General features: G+C 41.5%; 21 protein-coding genes. All 21 read left to right on the top strand.

Going from position 1 to position 16,780, the window contains the following annotated elements:
- Window positions 1-27 precede the first annotated feature (27 nt).
- The gene (gene efp / locus G6R08_RS01320; RefSeq protein WP_163526340.1) at window positions 28-585 is read left to right on the top strand and encodes an elongation factor P; all 558 of its coding nucleotides are present in this window, start codon (window positions 28-30) and stop codon (window positions 583-585) included.
- A 336-nt stretch (window positions 586-921) separates the two neighbouring features.
- A complete protein-coding gene (spoIIIAA, locus tag G6R08_RS01315; RefSeq protein WP_163526339.1) occupies window positions 922-1,881 on the top strand; it encodes a stage III sporulation protein AA in 960 nt (319 codons plus the stop codon).
- Entirely contained in the window at window positions 1,844-2,353 is a 510-nt protein-coding gene (gene spoIIIAB / locus G6R08_RS01310) for a stage III sporulation protein SpoIIIAB (RefSeq protein WP_163526338.1), read from the top strand. The genes spoIIIAA and spoIIIAB overlap by 38 nt, the downstream gene beginning before the upstream one ends.
- A gap of 18 nt (window positions 2,354-2,371) precedes the next feature.
- On the top strand, window positions 2,372-2,578 hold the full coding sequence (gene spoIIIAC / locus G6R08_RS01305; protein WP_079530249.1) for a stage III sporulation protein AC: 207 nt from the start codon (window positions 2,372-2,374) through the stop codon (window positions 2,576-2,578).
- Between the two features lie 5 nt (window positions 2,579-2,583).
- Window positions 2,584-2,982, top strand: coding sequence for a stage III sporulation protein AD (gene spoIIIAD / locus G6R08_RS01300; RefSeq protein ID WP_079530248.1), 399 nt, complete (start codon window positions 2,584-2,586; stop codon window positions 2,980-2,982).
- A 16-nt stretch (window positions 2,983-2,998) separates the two neighbouring features.
- Window positions 2,999-4,168 (top strand): stage III sporulation protein AE, encoded by a 1,170-nt coding sequence (gene spoIIIAE, locus G6R08_RS01295; RefSeq protein WP_163526337.1) that lies wholly within the window; start codon window positions 2,999-3,001, stop codon window positions 4,166-4,168.
- A gap of 12 nt (window positions 4,169-4,180) precedes the next feature.
- Window positions 4,181-4,783, top strand: coding sequence for a stage III sporulation protein AF (gene spoIIIAF, locus G6R08_RS01290; protein WP_163526336.1), 603 nt, complete (start codon window positions 4,181-4,183; stop codon window positions 4,781-4,783).
- On the top strand, window positions 4,776-5,387 hold the full coding sequence (spoIIIAG, locus tag G6R08_RS01285) for a stage III sporulation protein AG (RefSeq protein ID WP_163526335.1): 612 nt from the start codon (window positions 4,776-4,778) through the stop codon (window positions 5,385-5,387). Before spoIIIAF ends, spoIIIAG begins: the two co-directional genes overlap by 8 nt.
- Before the next feature lie 12 nt (window positions 5,388-5,399).
- Window positions 5,400-5,939 carry a SpoIIIAH-like family protein gene (locus G6R08_RS01280; RefSeq protein WP_163526334.1) on the top strand — a complete coding sequence of 180 codons (540 nt, stop codon included), beginning with the start codon at window positions 5,400-5,402 and terminating at the stop codon, window positions 5,937-5,939.
- 165 nt (window positions 5,940-6,104) lie between these two features.
- Complete coding sequence (gene accB / locus G6R08_RS01275; RefSeq protein WP_163526333.1) at window positions 6,105-6,605, top strand: acetyl-CoA carboxylase biotin carboxyl carrier protein; 501 nt, start codon at window positions 6,105-6,107, stop codon at window positions 6,603-6,605.
- A gap of 15 nt (window positions 6,606-6,620) precedes the next feature.
- The gene (gene accC / locus G6R08_RS01270; protein WP_163531049.1) at window positions 6,621-7,997 is read left to right on the top strand and encodes an acetyl-CoA carboxylase biotin carboxylase subunit; all 1,377 of its coding nucleotides are present in this window, start codon (window positions 6,621-6,623) and stop codon (window positions 7,995-7,997) included.
- Window positions 7,994-8,395, top strand: a complete 402-nt coding sequence (locus G6R08_RS01265) for an Asp23/Gls24 family envelope stress response protein (RefSeq protein WP_163526332.1) — start codon at window positions 7,994-7,996, stop codon at window positions 8,393-8,395. Before accC ends, G6R08_RS01265 begins: the two co-directional genes overlap by 4 nt.
- A 109-nt stretch (window positions 8,396-8,504) precedes the next feature.
- Window positions 8,505-8,882 (top strand): transcription antitermination factor NusB, encoded by a 378-nt coding sequence (gene nusB, locus G6R08_RS01260; protein WP_163526331.1) that lies wholly within the window; start codon window positions 8,505-8,507, stop codon window positions 8,880-8,882.
- Window positions 8,883-8,905: 23 nt separating this feature from the next.
- Entirely contained in the window at window positions 8,906-9,757 is an 852-nt protein-coding gene (gene folD / locus G6R08_RS01255; protein WP_163526330.1) for a bifunctional methylenetetrahydrofolate dehydrogenase/methenyltetrahydrofolate cyclohydrolase FolD, read from the top strand.
- Window positions 9,758-9,770: 13 nt separating this feature from the next.
- Window positions 9,771-11,117: an exodeoxyribonuclease VII large subunit gene (gene xseA / locus G6R08_RS01250; RefSeq protein ID WP_163526329.1), complete on the top strand. Its 1,347-nt coding sequence runs from the start codon at window positions 9,771-9,773 to the stop codon at window positions 11,115-11,117.
- The gene (locus tag G6R08_RS01245) at window positions 11,114-11,350 is read left to right on the top strand and encodes an exodeoxyribonuclease VII small subunit (protein WP_163526328.1); all 237 of its coding nucleotides are present in this window, start codon (window positions 11,114-11,116) and stop codon (window positions 11,348-11,350) included. Before xseA ends, G6R08_RS01245 begins: the two co-directional genes overlap by 4 nt.
- Window positions 11,351-12,232: a polyprenyl synthetase family protein gene (locus G6R08_RS01240; RefSeq protein ID WP_163526327.1), complete on the top strand. Its 882-nt coding sequence runs from the start codon at window positions 11,351-11,353 to the stop codon at window positions 12,230-12,232.
- 707 nt (window positions 12,233-12,939) lie between these two features.
- A complete protein-coding gene (locus G6R08_RS01235; protein ID WP_163526326.1) occupies window positions 12,940-13,539 on the top strand; it encodes a DUF2207 domain-containing protein in 600 nt (199 codons plus the stop codon).
- A 12-nt stretch (window positions 13,540-13,551) separates the two neighbouring features.
- The gene (gene dxs / locus G6R08_RS01230) at window positions 13,552-15,441 is read left to right on the top strand and encodes a 1-deoxy-D-xylulose-5-phosphate synthase (RefSeq protein ID WP_163526325.1); all 1,890 of its coding nucleotides are present in this window, start codon (window positions 13,552-13,554) and stop codon (window positions 15,439-15,441) included.
- On the top strand, window positions 15,442-16,263 hold the full coding sequence (locus tag G6R08_RS01225) for a TlyA family RNA methyltransferase (RefSeq protein WP_163531047.1): 822 nt from the start codon (window positions 15,442-15,444) through the stop codon (window positions 16,261-16,263).
- Between the two features lie 58 nt (window positions 16,264-16,321).
- Window positions 16,322-16,771 carry a transcriptional regulator AhrC/ArgR gene (ahrC, locus tag G6R08_RS01220; RefSeq protein WP_079530233.1) on the top strand — a complete coding sequence of 150 codons (450 nt, stop codon included), beginning with the start codon at window positions 16,322-16,324 and terminating at the stop codon, window positions 16,769-16,771.
- Window positions 16,772-16,780: the final 9 nt, after the last annotated feature.

Raw genomic sequence — 16,780 nt, 5'->3', positions numbered from 1 at the left:
GGCAAGAAAGTATAAAGGAGGATATCAATGATTTCTGTAAATGATTTTCGTACTGGGTTAACAATTGAAGTGGATGGTAACATATGGCAAGTGATGGATTTTCAACATGTGAAACCTGGTAAAGGAGCCGCTTTCGTACGCTCGAAACTTCGTAATCTAAGGAATGGTAATATTCAAGAAAAAACATTTCGCGGCGGTGAAAAAGTTGAGCGAGCACATATTGAGAACCGTAAAATGCAATATTTATATGAGTCAGGAGATATGCATGCATTTATGGATACGGAAACTTTCGAACAAGTTGAATTACCAACTGCTCAAATTTCGCAACAGCTTAACTATTTAAAAGCAAACATGGAAGTACAGATTCAATCGTACCAGGGAGAAACCATCGGGGTTGAGCTTCCAAATAACGTGGAATTAGAAGTAGCAGAAACTGAACCTGGAATTAAGGGAGACACAGCAAGCGGCGGAACAAAACCTGCCACTCTTGAAACGGGTCTTATTGTACAAGTTCCCTTTTTCATAAATGAAGGAGAAACATTAGTAATTAGTACAAATGACGGCAAATATGTATCTAGAGCTTAGTATATAAAGTGAATCAGCGGAGTCAGCCTGTTATAAGGCTGGCTCTTTTTTTTGCCCCACATGACGTGGGGTAGTTCGGTGTTGGCACAGGACGTGCCGATCTTAATCGAACTTCCTCTTACTTCTTTTTTGTAGAACCTCTGATGTTCCCAACTCCTTTTAATTCAAACCTCATCCTCGACGCTTACCCGTATGTTTCTTCTTAAAAATTAATAGAGGGTTAGCAGAAGTTAATTTTTCTACTAGATTTTCAGTATAAAATCACCTGCGGACTGTCATAACTCCCGTACTCGTACATAGGTATAAGGTAAATCAATAAAAGGAGTTTTGGGTTGAATGAAAGAGATCATTAGATTGTTTCCGGAGCACTATCACCCTCTCCTATTAAAAGAAGTTGAATGGATAAGTGTTCAAGAAATTCGTTTGCGGGTTCATCAACGATTGGAGGTGCTAGATTCAAGAGGTGTTCGAACACTGACTGACATTCACTTATCATCTGAAGATTTATCCTTTGTATTAAATCAAATCAGTCAATTTTCCCTTTATCGATTGAAAGATGAGATAAAGGAAGGATTTATCACCATAGAAGGTGGACATCGAGTTGGATTAGCGGGAAAAGCCAATACAATAAATCGTGATATCGAGACATTAAAATATATTTCTTTCATGAATATACGCATCGCCCGCTCCACCGTAAGCTTAGCAGAAAAAATTCTTCCTCATCTGCTTGTCCGAGGAAGATGGCAAAACACATTGATTATTGGACCGCCACATTCAGGGAAGACCACGTTGCTGCGGGAGCTTTCGAAATGTATTGGTTCAGATTCCAGCTTGAAAAAGGCTTCAAAGGTGGCATTAATAGATGAGCGTTCAGAACTGGCAGCTTGTCATCAGGGTATTCCACAACTGGATGTTGGAGTCAGAACTGATGTAATGGATGCTTGTCCGAAGGCAGAAGGCATGATGATGATGATTCGTTCCATGTCTCCTGAAGTTATATTGGTCGATGAATTGGGCGGTGAGAGAGATGCTGAAGCTGTTCGTGAAGCTGTTTATACAGGCGTTCAAGTCATCTGCAGTATTCACGGCAACAATCTTGAATCTGTGCAGAAGAGACATGCTGCCAGTAGTTTAATAAGTGAACAAGCATTTGATAGGTACATTGTTCTTGAAAGGCTTTCACCTAATAAACTGGGTTCTCTCCGTATTCTTAATGAAAAAGGAGCAGTAATCACTTCCTATGGAGGGAGAGATAATCATGGCGTGGATCGGCGCCTTACTCGTATTAACCGTTAGTACCTGGGTAGGGTTTGATATAGCGGCGAGGTTTAAGAAAAGGCCTGGACAAATCAGACAATGGAAGAGCGCACTGCAAATGATAGAGGCAGAAATGGTTTATGGACAATCTTCCTTATGGGAGGTCTGTGATAATATTTCAAGGCAATTGCCGGAGCCTTTGTGCGAGTTTTATTCGGATCTGTTGCTGGAAAGCGAAACATGTACGGATTTTGCAGCGTTGTGGCAAGAGAGCCTTAAAAAGCATTGGTTTAAAAACGCAATGACTAACACTGATTTAGATATATTGGCCCAATTCGGAAGTACCTTAGGGCAGCATGATCTTCAGCAGCAGCAAAAACAAATTAAGTTAACACTTCATCACCTTGATTTGCAACTAAATGATGCCATTGAATCTTCAGGTAAGCATCAGAAACTCGCTCGGGGGATGGGGGTCTTAAGTGGGCTGTTCGTGATTATATTACTCATATGATAAGGAGGAAGGGACATTGTGCTTCAAGATGCATCCATCCTGTTTCAAATTGCCGGAGTCGGTATTATCGTAGCAATGATTCACAGTATTTTAAAGCAAATGGGCAAAGAGGAAATTGCTCAAGTCGTCACGTTAACAGGTTTTATCATCGTTCTTTTCATTGTTCTCCATCGACTTGCTGAATTGTTTCAACAAATAAAATCTGTCTTTTTATATCAGGGGTAGAGAATATGGGGATTTTACAAATCGTTTCACTTGGGTTAGTAGCGACATTATTGATCGTGTTATTAAAAGAACAAAAGACTTCAATTGCATTTTTGCTTCTGTTGATAACGGTGATCATTATCTTTACAACTGTTCTCGATCAAATCAAATACATTTTTTCCTTACTTCAATACATGGCAGATCAAGCAAAAGTAGAGTCCGTTTATTTTAAGACCATTCTCAAGATTATCGGAATTGCTTATATCACAGAGTTCGGAGCACAGTTGATCAGGGATGCAGGATTGAATGCTCTCGCTTCTAAAGTCGAACTGGTTGGGAAGTTATTTATTCTAATGCTTGCCATCCCCATAATTACAGCTGTTATTGAAACGATTTTGGACTTTATTCCTGGAGCGGCAGGATGAGAATTGAGTGGTATAAATGATACGTTTATTATTTATAAGTTGTTTACTGATCGGGTCGATTTGTTTTCCGGACTCAGTTTCAGCTTCAACTTCAACACCACAAGATGCTGTGCCTTCCTTAATGGAACATGTTTCCACTAATGAACTCGAACAGAGTTTGCAACAGCTCAACCAGAAGTATGGAGATTATTTACCAGATATTTCAATAAAAGATTTTCGGAATGTTATGGAAGAAGAGGGAGGCAGTGCCCCAAAAGGATGGGTGGCTGGTATTTTATCCTTCCTTTTTCATGAATTAATGGCCAATGGAAAATTGTTAGCGTCCTTGTTGTTTCTTACGTTGTTCAGCACGCTGCTCCAAGCTATGCAATCTTCTTTCGAAAATACTGTTGTCAGTCGAATCGCTTACATGGTGATCTACCTTGCCCTTATTGCGCTTGCATTAGAAAGCTTTGGACAAGTCATTGATTACACGATCGGCGCGATTAACCAGATGAGCAGTTTTATGATTGGTTTGCTCCCTCTGCTTTTAGGAATTATGGCATCGTTTAGTCATCTCATGTCATTCTCATTTTTTCATCCTATTATCGTTGTTCTCGTTCAATCCAGTGGCCTGTTAGTGAAAGTTCTTCTCATCCCACTCTTTGCATCATCAGCTCTGTTATTAATAGTTGGAACATTGAATGATACGTACAAAGTGGACCAGCTTGCTGAGTTATTGAGGAAAACAGGTATGGCGATTATGGGTGTATATTTAACGATTTTTCTTGGCGTCATTTCTGTTCAGGGAACAGTAACGGCTGTTCAAGATGGAGTAACAATGAAAACAGCACGATTCATCACTGGAAACTTTGTTCCTGTGGTCGGGCGTTTATTTACAGATGCTACAGATACGATTCTCGGCGCATCGCTGTTGTTGAAAAATACATTAGGGCTGGCGGGGGTCATTATTTTATTAGGAATAGCCATCTTCCCGGCTTTGAAGGTGTTTGCAATAGCTTTGATTTATAAATTGGCTGCAGCCCTTTTACAGCCGTTAGGAGACGGTCCTGTTATTACGGCAATGGCAATCGTGAGCCGCCATATTATGTACATTTTTGCAGCATTACTGATGGTCTCAATGATGTTTTTTCTCGTTATTGTGATTATGGTTGCTGCCAGCAATATTACTATGATGGTTCGATGAGGGTGATAACTAATGGCAGCCTTTACTCAATGGATTACTCAAATTGTATTATTTTTACTATTAGCTATGGTTGCGGATGCTCTTCTTCCGTCAGGATCAATGAGGAAATATGCTCGATTAGTCATGTCCATCCTGTTAGTGCTCATATTATTGAACCCTTTACTAAAAGTACTTCAAATTGATCCGCAAACTTTAGTTCAATCGGTGGAATATCAATTAGAGAGCCGCTCATCTACAGAACAATTAGCTGAGAAAATCGAGTCAAAGAAAAGTGAAATAATGCAGGGACAAGATGCATATACATTACAACAAGTCACAGAAACCATTTCGAATAAAATGGAACAGCCACTTCAGAAAAAATTCGATCTTTCGCTAGAAAAAGTGGACATGGCCTTTTCAGAAAAACCCCATAAGCTGGAGTCGTTGGACAAGCTGATCTTATACGTAGCCTCTACACCAGGTGAGGGAGCTGTAGAAGAGGTGACCATCTCACTAACCGAGGATGCTAAGACGATTGACCGTAACCAGGAACAGGAGGTTCAGGATATGGCAGCCGGTTTATTGGGACTGCAAAATGATCAAATCGAAATCCGCTGGGAGGAAAACAATGAGTAAATGGTGGAATAAGCTGTTTAAACCTCTGTCTTCAGGTGACGGCCAAAAAATAAAAAAACCTAAATACTTTATTATCGTTGGTTTAATTGGAGTTTTTTTCATTATCATTAGCAACTGGTTTCAAACGCCAACTAATGAAGCACCGTCTCAGCAAAAGACAGTTCAGGAATCACCGAGCAAGAAAGAGGCAAATTCAGCCGTTTCGATTAGTCAGCTGGAAGTGGAGTATGAAAAACAACTAACTCCCCTTCTTGAAAATATAAAAGGGGTAAGTGATGTAGAGCTCATGATTAATCTGGCTGCTACTAAAGAAAAAGTATTTGATAAAAATTTAATCATCTCAAAACAAACCACGAAGGAGACTGATACGAATGGGGGAGAAAGAGAAATTGAGGATTATTCTAAGGAACAGCAGTTAGTCCTGGTTCGACAGGGTGAGCGGGAAGTACCGCTGCTCATTAAAACAAAGAAACCCGATGTAAGAGGTGTTTTTGTAACTGCCAAAGGCGTAGATCAAATGAAAGTAAAGGGTTGGGTGGTTGAAGCTGTGTCACGAGTGTTAGATGTGCCTAGTCATAGAGTTTCCGTTTTGCCTAAATCATAGGGAGGGATTATTTTGGTAAAAAAACAGACGGTTTGGTTGTTGACGATGTTAAGCCTTCTAATTGTTTTGAGTGTGTACTACATGACATCACCGGATAGTGGAGAAATGGCCTTCATCCAGGATGCAGAACTAGAGCAAGCTACAGGAAATATGAACGGAGATGGAACTGGGGAGGAAACAGTGGTTTCTCAAATGCCTGCAGATGAGTTGTTTGCATCCATCCGTCTAGAAATGCAAAATAAACGTGATAAGATGGAAGAACAGTGGTCGGCAGTTATGGCATCATCTACGGCTACTATCGAAGAAAAAGCTGAAGCTACAGCGAATTTAGACAACTTGCAGGATAAGAGAACGAAAGAAAATATTCTTGAAAAAACGATTAGTGCCAGCGTACCTTATGAAGATGTACTCGTTCGGGCGGAAGATAATAGCGTACACGTGACGGTAAGAGCGAATGAACTATCAGATTCACAAGCACGAGAAATTATGCAAATGGTCTACGATGAATTCGGGGAAGTACCTGTAGATGTCAAATTCCAACCATCGAAATAGCTTTTTTCAGACCAGGGTCAACCCTTGATGCAGTACAAGGGTTGACCCTTTTGTGTGTCTTATCGTCTTCCTACTAGTTGCAGGTCCTCAATATGTATCGTAAAATATTAAAAGGAATGAATAATTTCAGTGATCAAGTATTCTACATAAGGGAGTGCCGTAATTATGTTAAAGGTGCAAGAAATTCGAGAACTAATTAAACTAATTGATGAATCTCATATTGATGAATTTTGTTATGAGTCCGATGGAACAAAAGTATCGATGAAAAAAAATGGTGAACAAGTAATTACAGAAATTCCAACTGAAGCAAAACAAGCAGCAGTGCCACAGCAGCCACAGCCCGTACAAGAGGAGCAGCCGCAGCTTAGTGAATCTGCTGTGGAAAAGAAAGAACAAGAGACCAAGCCTGAGGAAACTTCCAATTATGATAAGGAAGTCATTTCACCTATGGTAGGTACGTTCTACCAATCACCTTCTCCAGATCAAGATGCATTTGTACAAGTGGGAGATCAAGTGAAACAGGAATCTGTTGTATGTATAGTAGAAGCCATGAAACTATTTAATGAAATTGAAGCGGAAGTTTCAGGAGAAATTGTAGAAATCCTTGTTAATGACGGTGAGCTTGTGGAATATGGCCAGCCGTTGTTTCGCGTGAAAACTGCATAATACGGGGGTTAAATGATGATAAAAAAAGTACTGATTGCCAACCGGGGAGAAATTGCCGTCCGTATTATCCGGGCTTGCAAGGAGATGGATATTGAGACAGTAGCTGTCTACTCGGAAGCAGATAAAGAAGCATTACACGTTCAAATTGCAGATGAGGCCTATTGTGTTGGGCCGACTTTAAGTAAGGACAGTTATTTAAACTATACGAACATTATGAGTGTAGCAACATTAACTGAATCCGATGCTATTCATCCTGGTTATGGATTCTTAGCTGAAAATGCTGAATTTGCAGAGCTTTGTGATGAATGCAATATTACATTCATCGGGCCGTCGTCCTATGCAATTCAGAAGATGGGAACGAAAGATGTCGCCAGGAAAACAATGAGGGAAGCAGGCGTACCTATTGTCCCAGGTTCAGAAGGAATTATCGCTGACGTTGAAGAGGGCAAGCAGGTAGCCAATGAAATTGGTTATCCAGTCATCATAAAGGCAACTGCTGGCGGTGGCGGTAAAGGAATTCGTGTAGCCAGAACGGAGGAAGACCTCGTAAAAGGGATTAATGTTACCCAACAAGAGGCGGAAACAGCTTTTGGTAATCCAGGTGTTTATCTTGAGAAATTTATCGAAGATTTCCGGCACGTTGAAATTCAAGTTCTTGCTGACAATCATGGCAATGCTGTTCACCTAGGGGAACGTGATTGCTCAATTCAACGTCGTTTGCAGAAGTTGATTGAAGAAACACCCTCCCCTGCTGTCACTCCGGAAATTCGCCAAACAATGGGTGATGCGGCGGTTAAAGCTGCTTTAGCTGTTGATTACTCCGGAGCGGGTACAGTAGAATTTATTTTTGATCAGAAAGAAAATAAATTCTACTTTATGGAAATGAATACTCGTATTCAGGTTGAGCATCCTGTCACTGAGATGGTTACGGGAATTGATTTAATTAAAGAACAACTAATGGTTGCAAACAATGAGAAACTTTCCTTTACACAGGAAGAAATCACGTTTGAAGGATGCGCCATTGAATGCCGCATCAATGCGGAAGATCCCTATAAAAATTTCATGCCATCTGCAGGAAGAATTGACATGTATCTAGCACCAGGCGGCTTTGGTGTTCGTGTAGATTCGGCGGTTTATCCAGGATATATGATTCCGCCATACTATGACTCCATGGTGGCAAAATTAATTACCTATGGCCGTGATCGAAAGGAAGCTGTTCAGAAAATGAGAAGAGCTTTAGATGAGTTTGTCATTGAAGGGGTCCATACGACCATCCCATTCCATAGTCGAATGATGGAACATGAGGTATTTGTCGGCGGTGATTTTAACACAAAATTCCTGGAAAACTATACTGTAATGGAGGATAGCAAAGAAGGGAGTGGTCACGAGTGAGTGAGAAACAATTACTTAATGTTACGGAAGGGTCCACACTTGGTAATGTAGAGATTGCGCCGGAGGTCATTGAAGTGATAGCTGGAATTGCAGTGTCTGAAGTAGCAGGCGTTGCTTCTATGCGTGGAAACTTTGCCTCAGGAGTAGTGGAACGCCTTGGGAAAAAGAACCATGGAAAAGGTGTGAAAGTAGAACTTGCGGAGGATGGCATCTCAATTGATGCTTATGTCGTAATGGATTTTGGGATTTCTATTCCCGATACAGCGAAAAAGATTCAAGATAATACAAGTCAGGCACTGAAAAATATGACGGCCCTTGAGATTAAGGAAATGAACGTTCATATCGTGGGGATTCAGATGGAAGGTAAAGAAGAAGAACCTGAAACTGAAGAAGTGTAATTAAAAAGACCAGTTACGGGGTTCCCCTGCTGGTCTTTTCGCATTGTATGGCTTTTCAGGTGGTAAAATGTTATTATTCTAACGGAAATGACATTAAAGGAGAATGAATATGAAAAGACGTACAGCCAGGGAAAAGGCATTCCAAGCTCTTTTTCAAATAGATTCAAGTGAAATAAACACTGAAGAAGCGATTGAACACGTCATGGACGAGCAAGTTCATGATGCTTTTGTAGACCAGTTGGTCCACGGTGTTGTTACAAACAGAAACGAAATCGATCAGTGGATTGAAAGTAACTTAGAGAATTGGACCTTTTCACGGTTAGCTCGTGTTGAGAAAACACTACTTCGTATGGCGGCCTATGAGATAAAATTTAGTGAAGATGTCCCGGCTCAAGTGGCCATCAACGAGGCTGTTGAGTTAGCCAAAGTATTTGGTGAAGATCAATCTGGTAAATTTATTAATGGTGTATTATCAAAAATGATGTAGTTCATTCAGAGGAGGACGATGAGGTGTCAGCTGAAGTTATTTATGGAAAGCAATTAGCAGAAGAATTACGGCTGGAAATGAAAGAAGAAATAGCTGAATTATCGAAAGAAGGCGTTCATCCAAAATTAGTTGTGGTGATAGTCGGAGAAGATCCAGCTTCCAAGTCCTATGTAAAAGGAAAGCAGCGTGCATCAGAAAAAATTGGCATGGATTCTGATCTGATTGAATTATCCGAAGAAACATCAGAAGAAGAACTATTACACATTATCAATCGGTTAAATGAGGATGAAACAGTGCACGGTATTTTGGTGCAATTGCCTTTACCGCAGCAAATTGATGAACAAAATGTGATTGAAGCGATAGATCCTAGTAAGGATGTTGATGGATTTCACCCGATAAATGCTGGTCGGATGTTGACAGGTAAGGAAACGTTTTATCCGTGTACACCGTTTGGAATCCTTGTTATGTTGAAGCGTGCTAAGGTTTCAATTGAGGGTAAACATGTGGTGATCATAGGGCGCAGCAACCTGGTCGGAAAGCCAGTTGGCCAGTTGCTGTTAAATGAACATGCAACTGTTACCCACTGTCATTCACGAACCAAAAATCTAAGAGAGCATACCAAGCGTGCCGATATCCTTATTGTAGCTGCCGGTAAGGCCGGTTTAATTACAGGGGAAGATATATCAGAAGGTACAGTTGTGATCGATGTCGGTGTGAATCGTGTGGATGGAAAGTTAACAGGAGATGTCGACTTTGAATCAGCAAAAGAGAAGGCTTCTTATATAACCCCTGTGCCTAAGGGCGTTGGTCCCATGACTATTACTATGTTATTGCACAATACGATTAAAGCCGCGAAGTGGATAGATCAAAAATAGGGGAGATTTACTTGTGAAGGATCGCTATTTAACGGTAACGGCACTAACTAAGTATATAAAAAGAAAAATATCCTCCGACCCTCATCTCAAAGAGGTGTGGCTCAGAGGTGAAATCTCTAACTTTAAGCAGCACACCCGCGGGCATATGTACTTATCGATTAAAGACAAACAATCACGTATTCAGGCCGTAATGTTTGCAGGAAATAATCGCAGGCTCAAATTCATGCCGGAAAATGGTATGAATGTTCTCATTCGTGGTGAGGTGAACGTTTATGAACCAATGGGACAGTATCAACTGTACATACAAGAGATGCAGCCTGATGGAATCGGAGCATTGTATTTGGCCTATGAGCAACTAAAAGAAAAGCTCCAAAAAGAAGGCCTTTTTGAAGCAGCTAACAAAAAAGTACTTCCTGGATATCCAGAACATATAGGTGTGATCACTTCGCCTACAGGAGCAGCAGTCCGTGACATCTTAACCACCATTAAGCGGCGTTATCCAATTGTGAAGGTTTCTATCCTTCCTGTTCTCGTCCAGGGAGATTCAGCAGCTGCTTCTGTAGAGAAAGCTATACACTATGCGAATGCACATTTGAATTGTGATGTGCTTATAGTAGGGCGAGGGGGCGGCTCCATTGAGGATTTGTGGTGTTTTAATGAAGAAGTAGTTGCCCGTGCTATTCATCACTCTCAAATCCCCGTCATTTCAGCTGTCGGACATGAAACTGATACTACAATCAGCGATTTTGTGGCCGATACCAGAGCAGCAACACCAACCGGGGCAGCTGAAATTGCTGTGCCTTCTTTGAAAGAACTGAAAGAACAGCTCAGATTGACCACCCAACGTCTTACCCGTGCTGTGACTCTTAAACGATCAGAGGCTGGAGAACGGCTGATAAGGTTAAAAAAATCTTATGCTTTTAAATATCCGGAACAGCTCTTAAAGCAAAAAGAGCAGGAACTAGACCGACAATTAGAACAGCTGTCCAAAAATGTAAATGACCTTTATAATCAGAAAATCGAGCGTTTATCGTACCTGGAAAAGCGTTTATTTCAACAGCATCCTCAAGAGGAATTTCAAATGAATCGTAAACTCTTGGATAAACAAACAAAGCAATTAACGATAAGCATTAACAGGCAGATCCGTGCAAAAAAAGATCAATTTCATGCTGTCTTAGAAAAGTTGGGACTATTAAATCCTTTAGACATTATGAAGAGAGGTTACGCCATTCCTTATACAGACAAAGGAAAGGTACTAAAAAGTGTTCATCAAACAGAGCCCGGCCATTCATTGACGGTAAAGCTTCACAACGGCAGCCTGCATTGTATAGTAAATGATATTGAGGAGGAGCAGTCATGACAAATCAAGAAAAAGAACTCACTTTTGAGCAGGCCATGGAACAACTGGAAAAACTTGTTGAAAAGCTTGAGGAAGGTGATGTTCCTCTGGAGCAAGCGATCCAGTATTATCAGGAAGGCATGAAGCTTTCAAAGCTTTGTAATGGGAAGCTTAATCTTGTGGAAGATCAAATGCAGCAAATTTTAAATGAACACGGAGAATTTGAACCATATGAAGTGCAGGAGGAGGAATAAGTGGAGCCATTTCAAGAACATTTGAAGGATTATCAACAAGTAATTAATGAAAAATTGTTTGGATACGTCAACCGGCACATTAACCCTGGCCGAGTACGGGATGCTATTATTCATTCCATTGAGGCTGGAGGAAAACGTGTTCGACCAATACTTCTTCTTTCTACAATGGAGGCGTTTGGGGTTGATTACACTCGCGGATACACAGCGGCATGCGCCCTTGAGATGGTTCATACATACTCTTTAATTCATGATGATCTTCCTGCAATGGATAATGACGACATGAGAAGGGGTCAGCCAACTATTCATAAAGCATTTGATGAAGCTACGGCGATTCTTGCGGGGGATGCCCTCCTCACACTTAGCTTTCAAGTGATTTCCGAAGACTCCAATTTGACCAGTGATGAGAAAGTGTTTCTCACCCGCGAGCTTTCCAGGGCAAGTGGCGGGGCTGGAATGGTGGATGGACAAATGCTGGATATGCGAAGTGAAGGAAAGCAGGTTTCGATAGATGAATTAAAATCTATTCACATGAATAAAACAGGACAGTTGCTTTCCTTTGCCATTGTCGCGGGTGCTTATCTTAGTCATACTACTTCTGAAACCTTTCAGAAAATCGAGAACTTGGCAAACGTCCTTGGTCTTATTTTTCAAATTCAGGATGATATTTTAGATGTTTTAGGAGATGCCGATGCTATAGGTAAACCGGTTGGCAGTGACGAAGGAAACGATAAAAGCACCTATCCTCAATTGTTGGGCATTGAAGGAGCGATCAGGGAGATGAACGAGTATATGGATGTTGCCTTACACTCTTTAGAACAAACTGGATTGAATAATACTTTTTTAGCTGAACTAGTTGATTTCTTAAGTACGAGGGATCGATAAGGGTTCAAAGGAAATTCATTGAGCAACGTTAAGGAATATGGTATTATTAAAATTACAAAAGGGATGGTGCAGTATTCTAGTCGGTCCTCCGTTCCTGAAGGCGGGCCTAAAAATCCGCCAAAGGGCACATCGATGAAGTTCCTTGTGCCGGCTTGAGGCGCCCAGCCTTGGGTCGGTGCTGGGAGTTAAGGTGGCAGGGCGATCCACAAAGGCATGTGGGCGTTGACCCTTCTTCCGCGGAGGCCCATCTTTGTAAGAGTATCTCCCGCCGGAGATTCTTATGAAATGGGGTATGAACCTGCTTTATATGGTTTAATTTACTGTATGAGCAGCGTAGCCTGCCTTGAGTGGGGTCGAGGGGATTATAGTCATGGGGCAATCACATCTTCGGATGGCCACTGAAGAATGAAAGCTTGCGCTATATGAAATCGGAACTGCAAAAGAGGCTAAGGAACGGTCAAAGGCTGTCGGGGAAATCCCCTAGGCTGTTCTAGGACGGACATGAAAAGGGAATTATAGTACGGACTCAGTGGCAATCTAGTCCAGTCACCGGAGACGGGGCTGAGTCGGATTTAAAGGGGAACCGCCAGAGTGGTGACACTCGGTATCTGATTGGGAAAACCTACTAGACCTAAGCCGTAATTTTTACCTTTTTCATGACCATTCCTTTCCTACATACGAAATGTATTTAAATAATGAGGTTGAAAATGGATAATCAATTTAAAAAATCAGTGAAATTTAGTTTGAGTATTGCCGTTATCACATTTGTGTTAGCGGCTATTTTTTCAGTTATTTCAACATCTGCTTTAAGTGGTGTTATATGGGTAGCTGGGATATTAATTGTACTAGCTATTGTATTTATAGGGGTTATTTTTGATATGCTAGGAATAGCTGCGACGGCGGCACAGGAGACCCCATTTCATTCCATGGCTTCAGAGAAGATTCGAGGAGCTAAGGAAGCGATTATCATCGTTAGGAATGCTGATCGCTTTGCAAGTTTCTGTAACGATGTAATCGGGGATATATCTGGTATAGTGAGTGGAACTGCTTCGACTGTCGTAGTCCTTCAAATTGTTAATGTTCTGGGACATGACGACGGCTCTACCTTTCAGCTTGTTTTTTCAGTGTTCGTAACAAGTGTGGTGGCGGCCTTAACGGTCGGAGGCAAAGCTCTTGGAAAATACTTTGCCATTCATTCTTCCACTAAAGTCATTTTTACAACTGCCCGCTTCATTGCTTGGGTAGAAGATAAAACAAAAATCAATATTCTTTCTAGCGCATCAAATCACGCTAGAAAATCACGCTAAGGGGGTCCTTTAATGGATCTGTACAAGATTAAAGAACCTTCATTTCTGAAGGAAATGTCGATTGGTCAATTAGAAGCACTTTCATTAGATATGCGCAAGTTTCTTATAGAAAATTTGTCAGGTACAGGAGGGCATTTAGGTGCAAACCTAGGTGTTGTAGAGCTTACGTTAGCTTTGCACAAAGTGTTCGAAAGCCCGAAGGATCGTATGCTATTTGATGTCGGACATCAGTCTTATATTCATAAAATTTTAACAGGACGTGCCGGCCAATTTGATACATTGAGAAAATATAAAGGGTTGTGCGGTTTTCCGAAACGAAATGAAAGTGAACACGATATATGGGAAACTGGACATAGTTCAACGTCATTGTCGGCAGCCATGGGTATGGCGATTGCCCGCGATTTGAAGGATGAATCGCATTCTATCGTACCTATTATCGGCGATGGGGCTCTCACCGGAGGTATGGCTCTTGAAGCACTTAACCATATTGGTGATGAGAAAAAGAATGTAACCGTTATCTTAAATGATAACGAAATGTCAATTGCCCGAAATGTTGGTGCTTTACATGGAGCATTAGGACGCATGAGAAGTGCCGGGAAATATAACCGTGCAAAGGACGATTTAGAATGGATTCTTAAACGGATTCCTGCTGTCGGAGGAAGATTAGCGCAGGCCGCTGAAAGACTGAAAGACAGTATGAAGTATTTTGTTCTGCCTGGAATGTTTTTTGAAGAGTTAGGCTTTACTTATTACGGTCCTGTAGATGGTCATGATTATCATGATTTATTTGAGAACTTAAACTATGCTAAGAAGACAAGCGGTCCTGTGATCGTACATGTCATCACTCAAAAGGGAAAAGGCTATCACCCAGCCGAGACAGATAACAAGGACAAATGGCACGGTGTCGGTCCTTATAAAATCGAATCTGGAGAGAAAATTAAACCTGCTGATGCTCCTCCAGCGTGGAGTGAGGTAATTAGCGAAACGCTTAGGAAAGAGGCTCGTATCGATAAAAGAGTTGTAGCGGTTACACCAGCAATGGTATTGGGATCTAAGCTCGAAAAATTTGGTGAAGAATTTCCAGATCGTTTGTTCGATGTGGGGATAGCCGAGCAGCATGCTACCACCTTATCAGCTGGATTGGCAACTCAAGGAATGAAACCGTTCCTCGCTATTTATTCCACCTTCTTACAACGAGGATATGACCAGGTGATTCACGATGTGGCAAGACAAAATCTAAATGTCATATTTGGAGTGGACCGAGCGGGATTGGTTGGTGCTGATGGGGAGACCCATCAGGGAGTGTTTGATGTGGCATTTCTCCGCTCCGTTCCAAACATGGTGGTTGCCATGCCAAAGGACGAAGATGAAGGACAGCATCTCGTTCATACAGCTGTCGCCTATAATGATGGGCCGATTGCTATCCGCTATCCTCGAGGAAATGGATTAGGGATCGAGATGAGTGATGACCTGAAAACGATACCGATTGGCAGCTGGGAAGTACTAAAAGACGGTACAGATGCTGTTATTTTAACATTCGGTACCACCATTCCTATGGCTATGGCTGCAAGCGAACGGCTTAGTAAAGATGGACTCTCCGTACGTGTCGTTAACGCTCGATTCATTAAACCGATGGATGAGGCGATGCTTCATGACATCATGAAGAACAAGCTTCCTATATTAACCGTCGAAGAAGCGGTGCTTCAAGGCGGGTTTGGCTCTAGCGTTCTGGAGTTTAAAGAAGAGCACAACTATCTTTCCTGGATGAATCGACTTGGTGTACCTGACCGATTTATCGAACACGGCAGCGTCCCTGAATTATGGGAAGAAATCGGGTTGACAGAAGACAACCTGATCAAGAATATTAAAGAAATTATACCGGAAAAACAACAGAGGGCTTAAATTATGGGAAGAAAAGTGCGATTGGATTTATTATTAGTTGAACGGGGATTGATTGAGACGAGGGAAAAGGCTAAACGTACCATAATGGCTGGTCTTGTTTTCGAAAGAAATCATCGTCTCGATAAGCCTGGACAAAAAGTGGACGATACGATCGAACTTACTGTCAAAGGGAGTGCTATTCCGTATGTAAGCAGGGGCGGGTTGAAACTTGAAAAAGCTCTTGACAAGTTTGCATTGGATCTAAAGGGGAAGACGATGATCGATATTGGCTCATCGACAGGCGGATTTACTGATTGTGCTTTACAAAATGGTGCTCGCCTTAGCTATGCCATCGATGTTGGCTACAACCAGCTGGACTGGAAGCTTAGAAATCATCCTCAAGTAGTTGTTATGGAACGAACAAACTTTCGGTATGTGACGCCAGATGATTTGACAGAAGGAATGCCACAATTTGCTTCCATTGACGTTTCGTTTATATCTCTGCGTTTGATCCTGCCTGTGTTAACCGAATTGCTGAATGTAAACAGTGATGTAGTGGCCTTAATCAAACCCCAGTTTGAAGCAGGACGGGAACAAGTCGGGAGAAAAGGGATTATAAGAGATGCTGCGATTCACAATTTGGTGATTCAAAGAATTCTTGACTTCGCAAGGCAGCTGGGTTTTTCGGTAAAGAACTTGACGTTTTCACCGATTACCGGAGGCGATGGAAATATCGAATTTCTCGTTCATTTTTATTGGACAGGCGGAGAAGCAGGAGATATAGCCGATGATGTCGAAGTGGATAGTGTGGTGGCAGAAGCACACGAGGCGCATCGAAAATAGGGTTATATAGATGACATTCAAGGGCTACTATTTAGCCCTTTTGTTATGGGGGATGGATATGAATAAAGGACAGCGGCATATTAAGATTCGCGAGTTAATCACGAACGATGATATTGAGACACAGGATGAGTTAGTAAACCGGTTGAAGGCAATGGACTATGATGTCACACAAGCAACAATCTCGAGAGATATCAAAGAATTACATCTTGTAAAAGTTCCTATGCTCGATGGCCGATATAAATATAGCTTACCTGCAGACCAGCGTTTCAATCCCTTAGAAAAATTAAAACGTCTCATGATGGATGCTTTCGTTAGTATTGATCAAGCGGGTCATTTTATAATTTTAAAGACATTGCCGGGAAATGCTAATGCAGTAGGGGCTCTTATTGACAATCTTGATTGGGAAGAAATTATGGGGACCATCTGCGGCGATGACACTTGTTTGATTATTTGTAGGAGTAAAGAACAAACCGAAAGCATCAGTGAACAATTGTTAAATATGTTATAGCTGAGGTGA

This window comes from Halobacillus ihumii (assembly GCF_902726645.1).
In the GTDB taxonomy this organism is placed as follows: domain Bacteria; phylum Bacillota; class Bacilli; order Bacillales; family Halobacillaceae; genus Halobacillus_A; species Halobacillus_A ihumii.
Note: the sequence above shows the minus strand (reverse complement) of the source record. Positions and strands in the feature narration are given on the sequence as shown.

Excerpts from the sequence above, each read along its gene's own strand:
- efp (WP_163526340.1), top strand. The coding sequence starts at position 28 with ATGATTTCTGTAAATGATTTTCGTACTGGGTTAACAATTGAAGTGGAT.
- G6R08_RS01245 (WP_163526328.1), top strand. The coding sequence starts at position 11,114 with ATGACAAATCAAGAAAAAGAACTCACTTTTGAGCAGGCCATGGAACAA.
- G6R08_RS01235 (WP_163526326.1), top strand. The coding sequence starts at position 12,940 with ATGGATAATCAATTTAAAAAATCAGTGAAATTTAGTTTGAGTATTGCC.
- ahrC (WP_079530233.1), top strand. The coding sequence starts at position 16,322 with ATGAATAAAGGACAGCGGCATATTAAGATTCGCGAGTTAATCACGAAC.
- dxs (WP_163526325.1), top strand. The coding sequence starts at position 13,552 with ATGGATCTGTACAAGATTAAAGAACCTTCATTTCTGAAGGAAATGTCG.
- spoIIIAE (WP_163526337.1), top strand. The coding sequence starts at position 2,999 with ATGATACGTTTATTATTTATAAGTTGTTTACTGATCGGGTCGATTTGT.
- spoIIIAG (WP_163526335.1), top strand. The coding sequence starts at position 4,776 with ATGAGTAAATGGTGGAATAAGCTGTTTAAACCTCTGTCTTCAGGTGAC.
- nusB (WP_163526331.1), top strand. The coding sequence starts at position 8,505 with ATGAAAAGACGTACAGCCAGGGAAAAGGCATTCCAAGCTCTTTTTCAA.
- spoIIIAA (WP_163526339.1), top strand. The coding sequence starts at position 922 with ATGAAAGAGATCATTAGATTGTTTCCGGAGCACTATCACCCTCTCCTA.
- spoIIIAB (WP_163526338.1), top strand. The coding sequence starts at position 1,844 with ATGGCGTGGATCGGCGCCTTACTCGTATTAACCGTTAGTACCTGGGTA.
- accB (WP_163526333.1), top strand. The coding sequence starts at position 6,105 with ATGTTAAAGGTGCAAGAAATTCGAGAACTAATTAAACTAATTGATGAA.
- spoIIIAD (WP_079530248.1), top strand. The coding sequence starts at position 2,584 with ATGGGGATTTTACAAATCGTTTCACTTGGGTTAGTAGCGACATTATTG.
- spoIIIAF (WP_163526336.1), top strand. The coding sequence starts at position 4,181 with ATGGCAGCCTTTACTCAATGGATTACTCAAATTGTATTATTTTTACTA.
- accC (WP_163531049.1), top strand. The coding sequence starts at position 6,621 with ATGATAAAAAAAGTACTGATTGCCAACCGGGGAGAAATTGCCGTCCGT.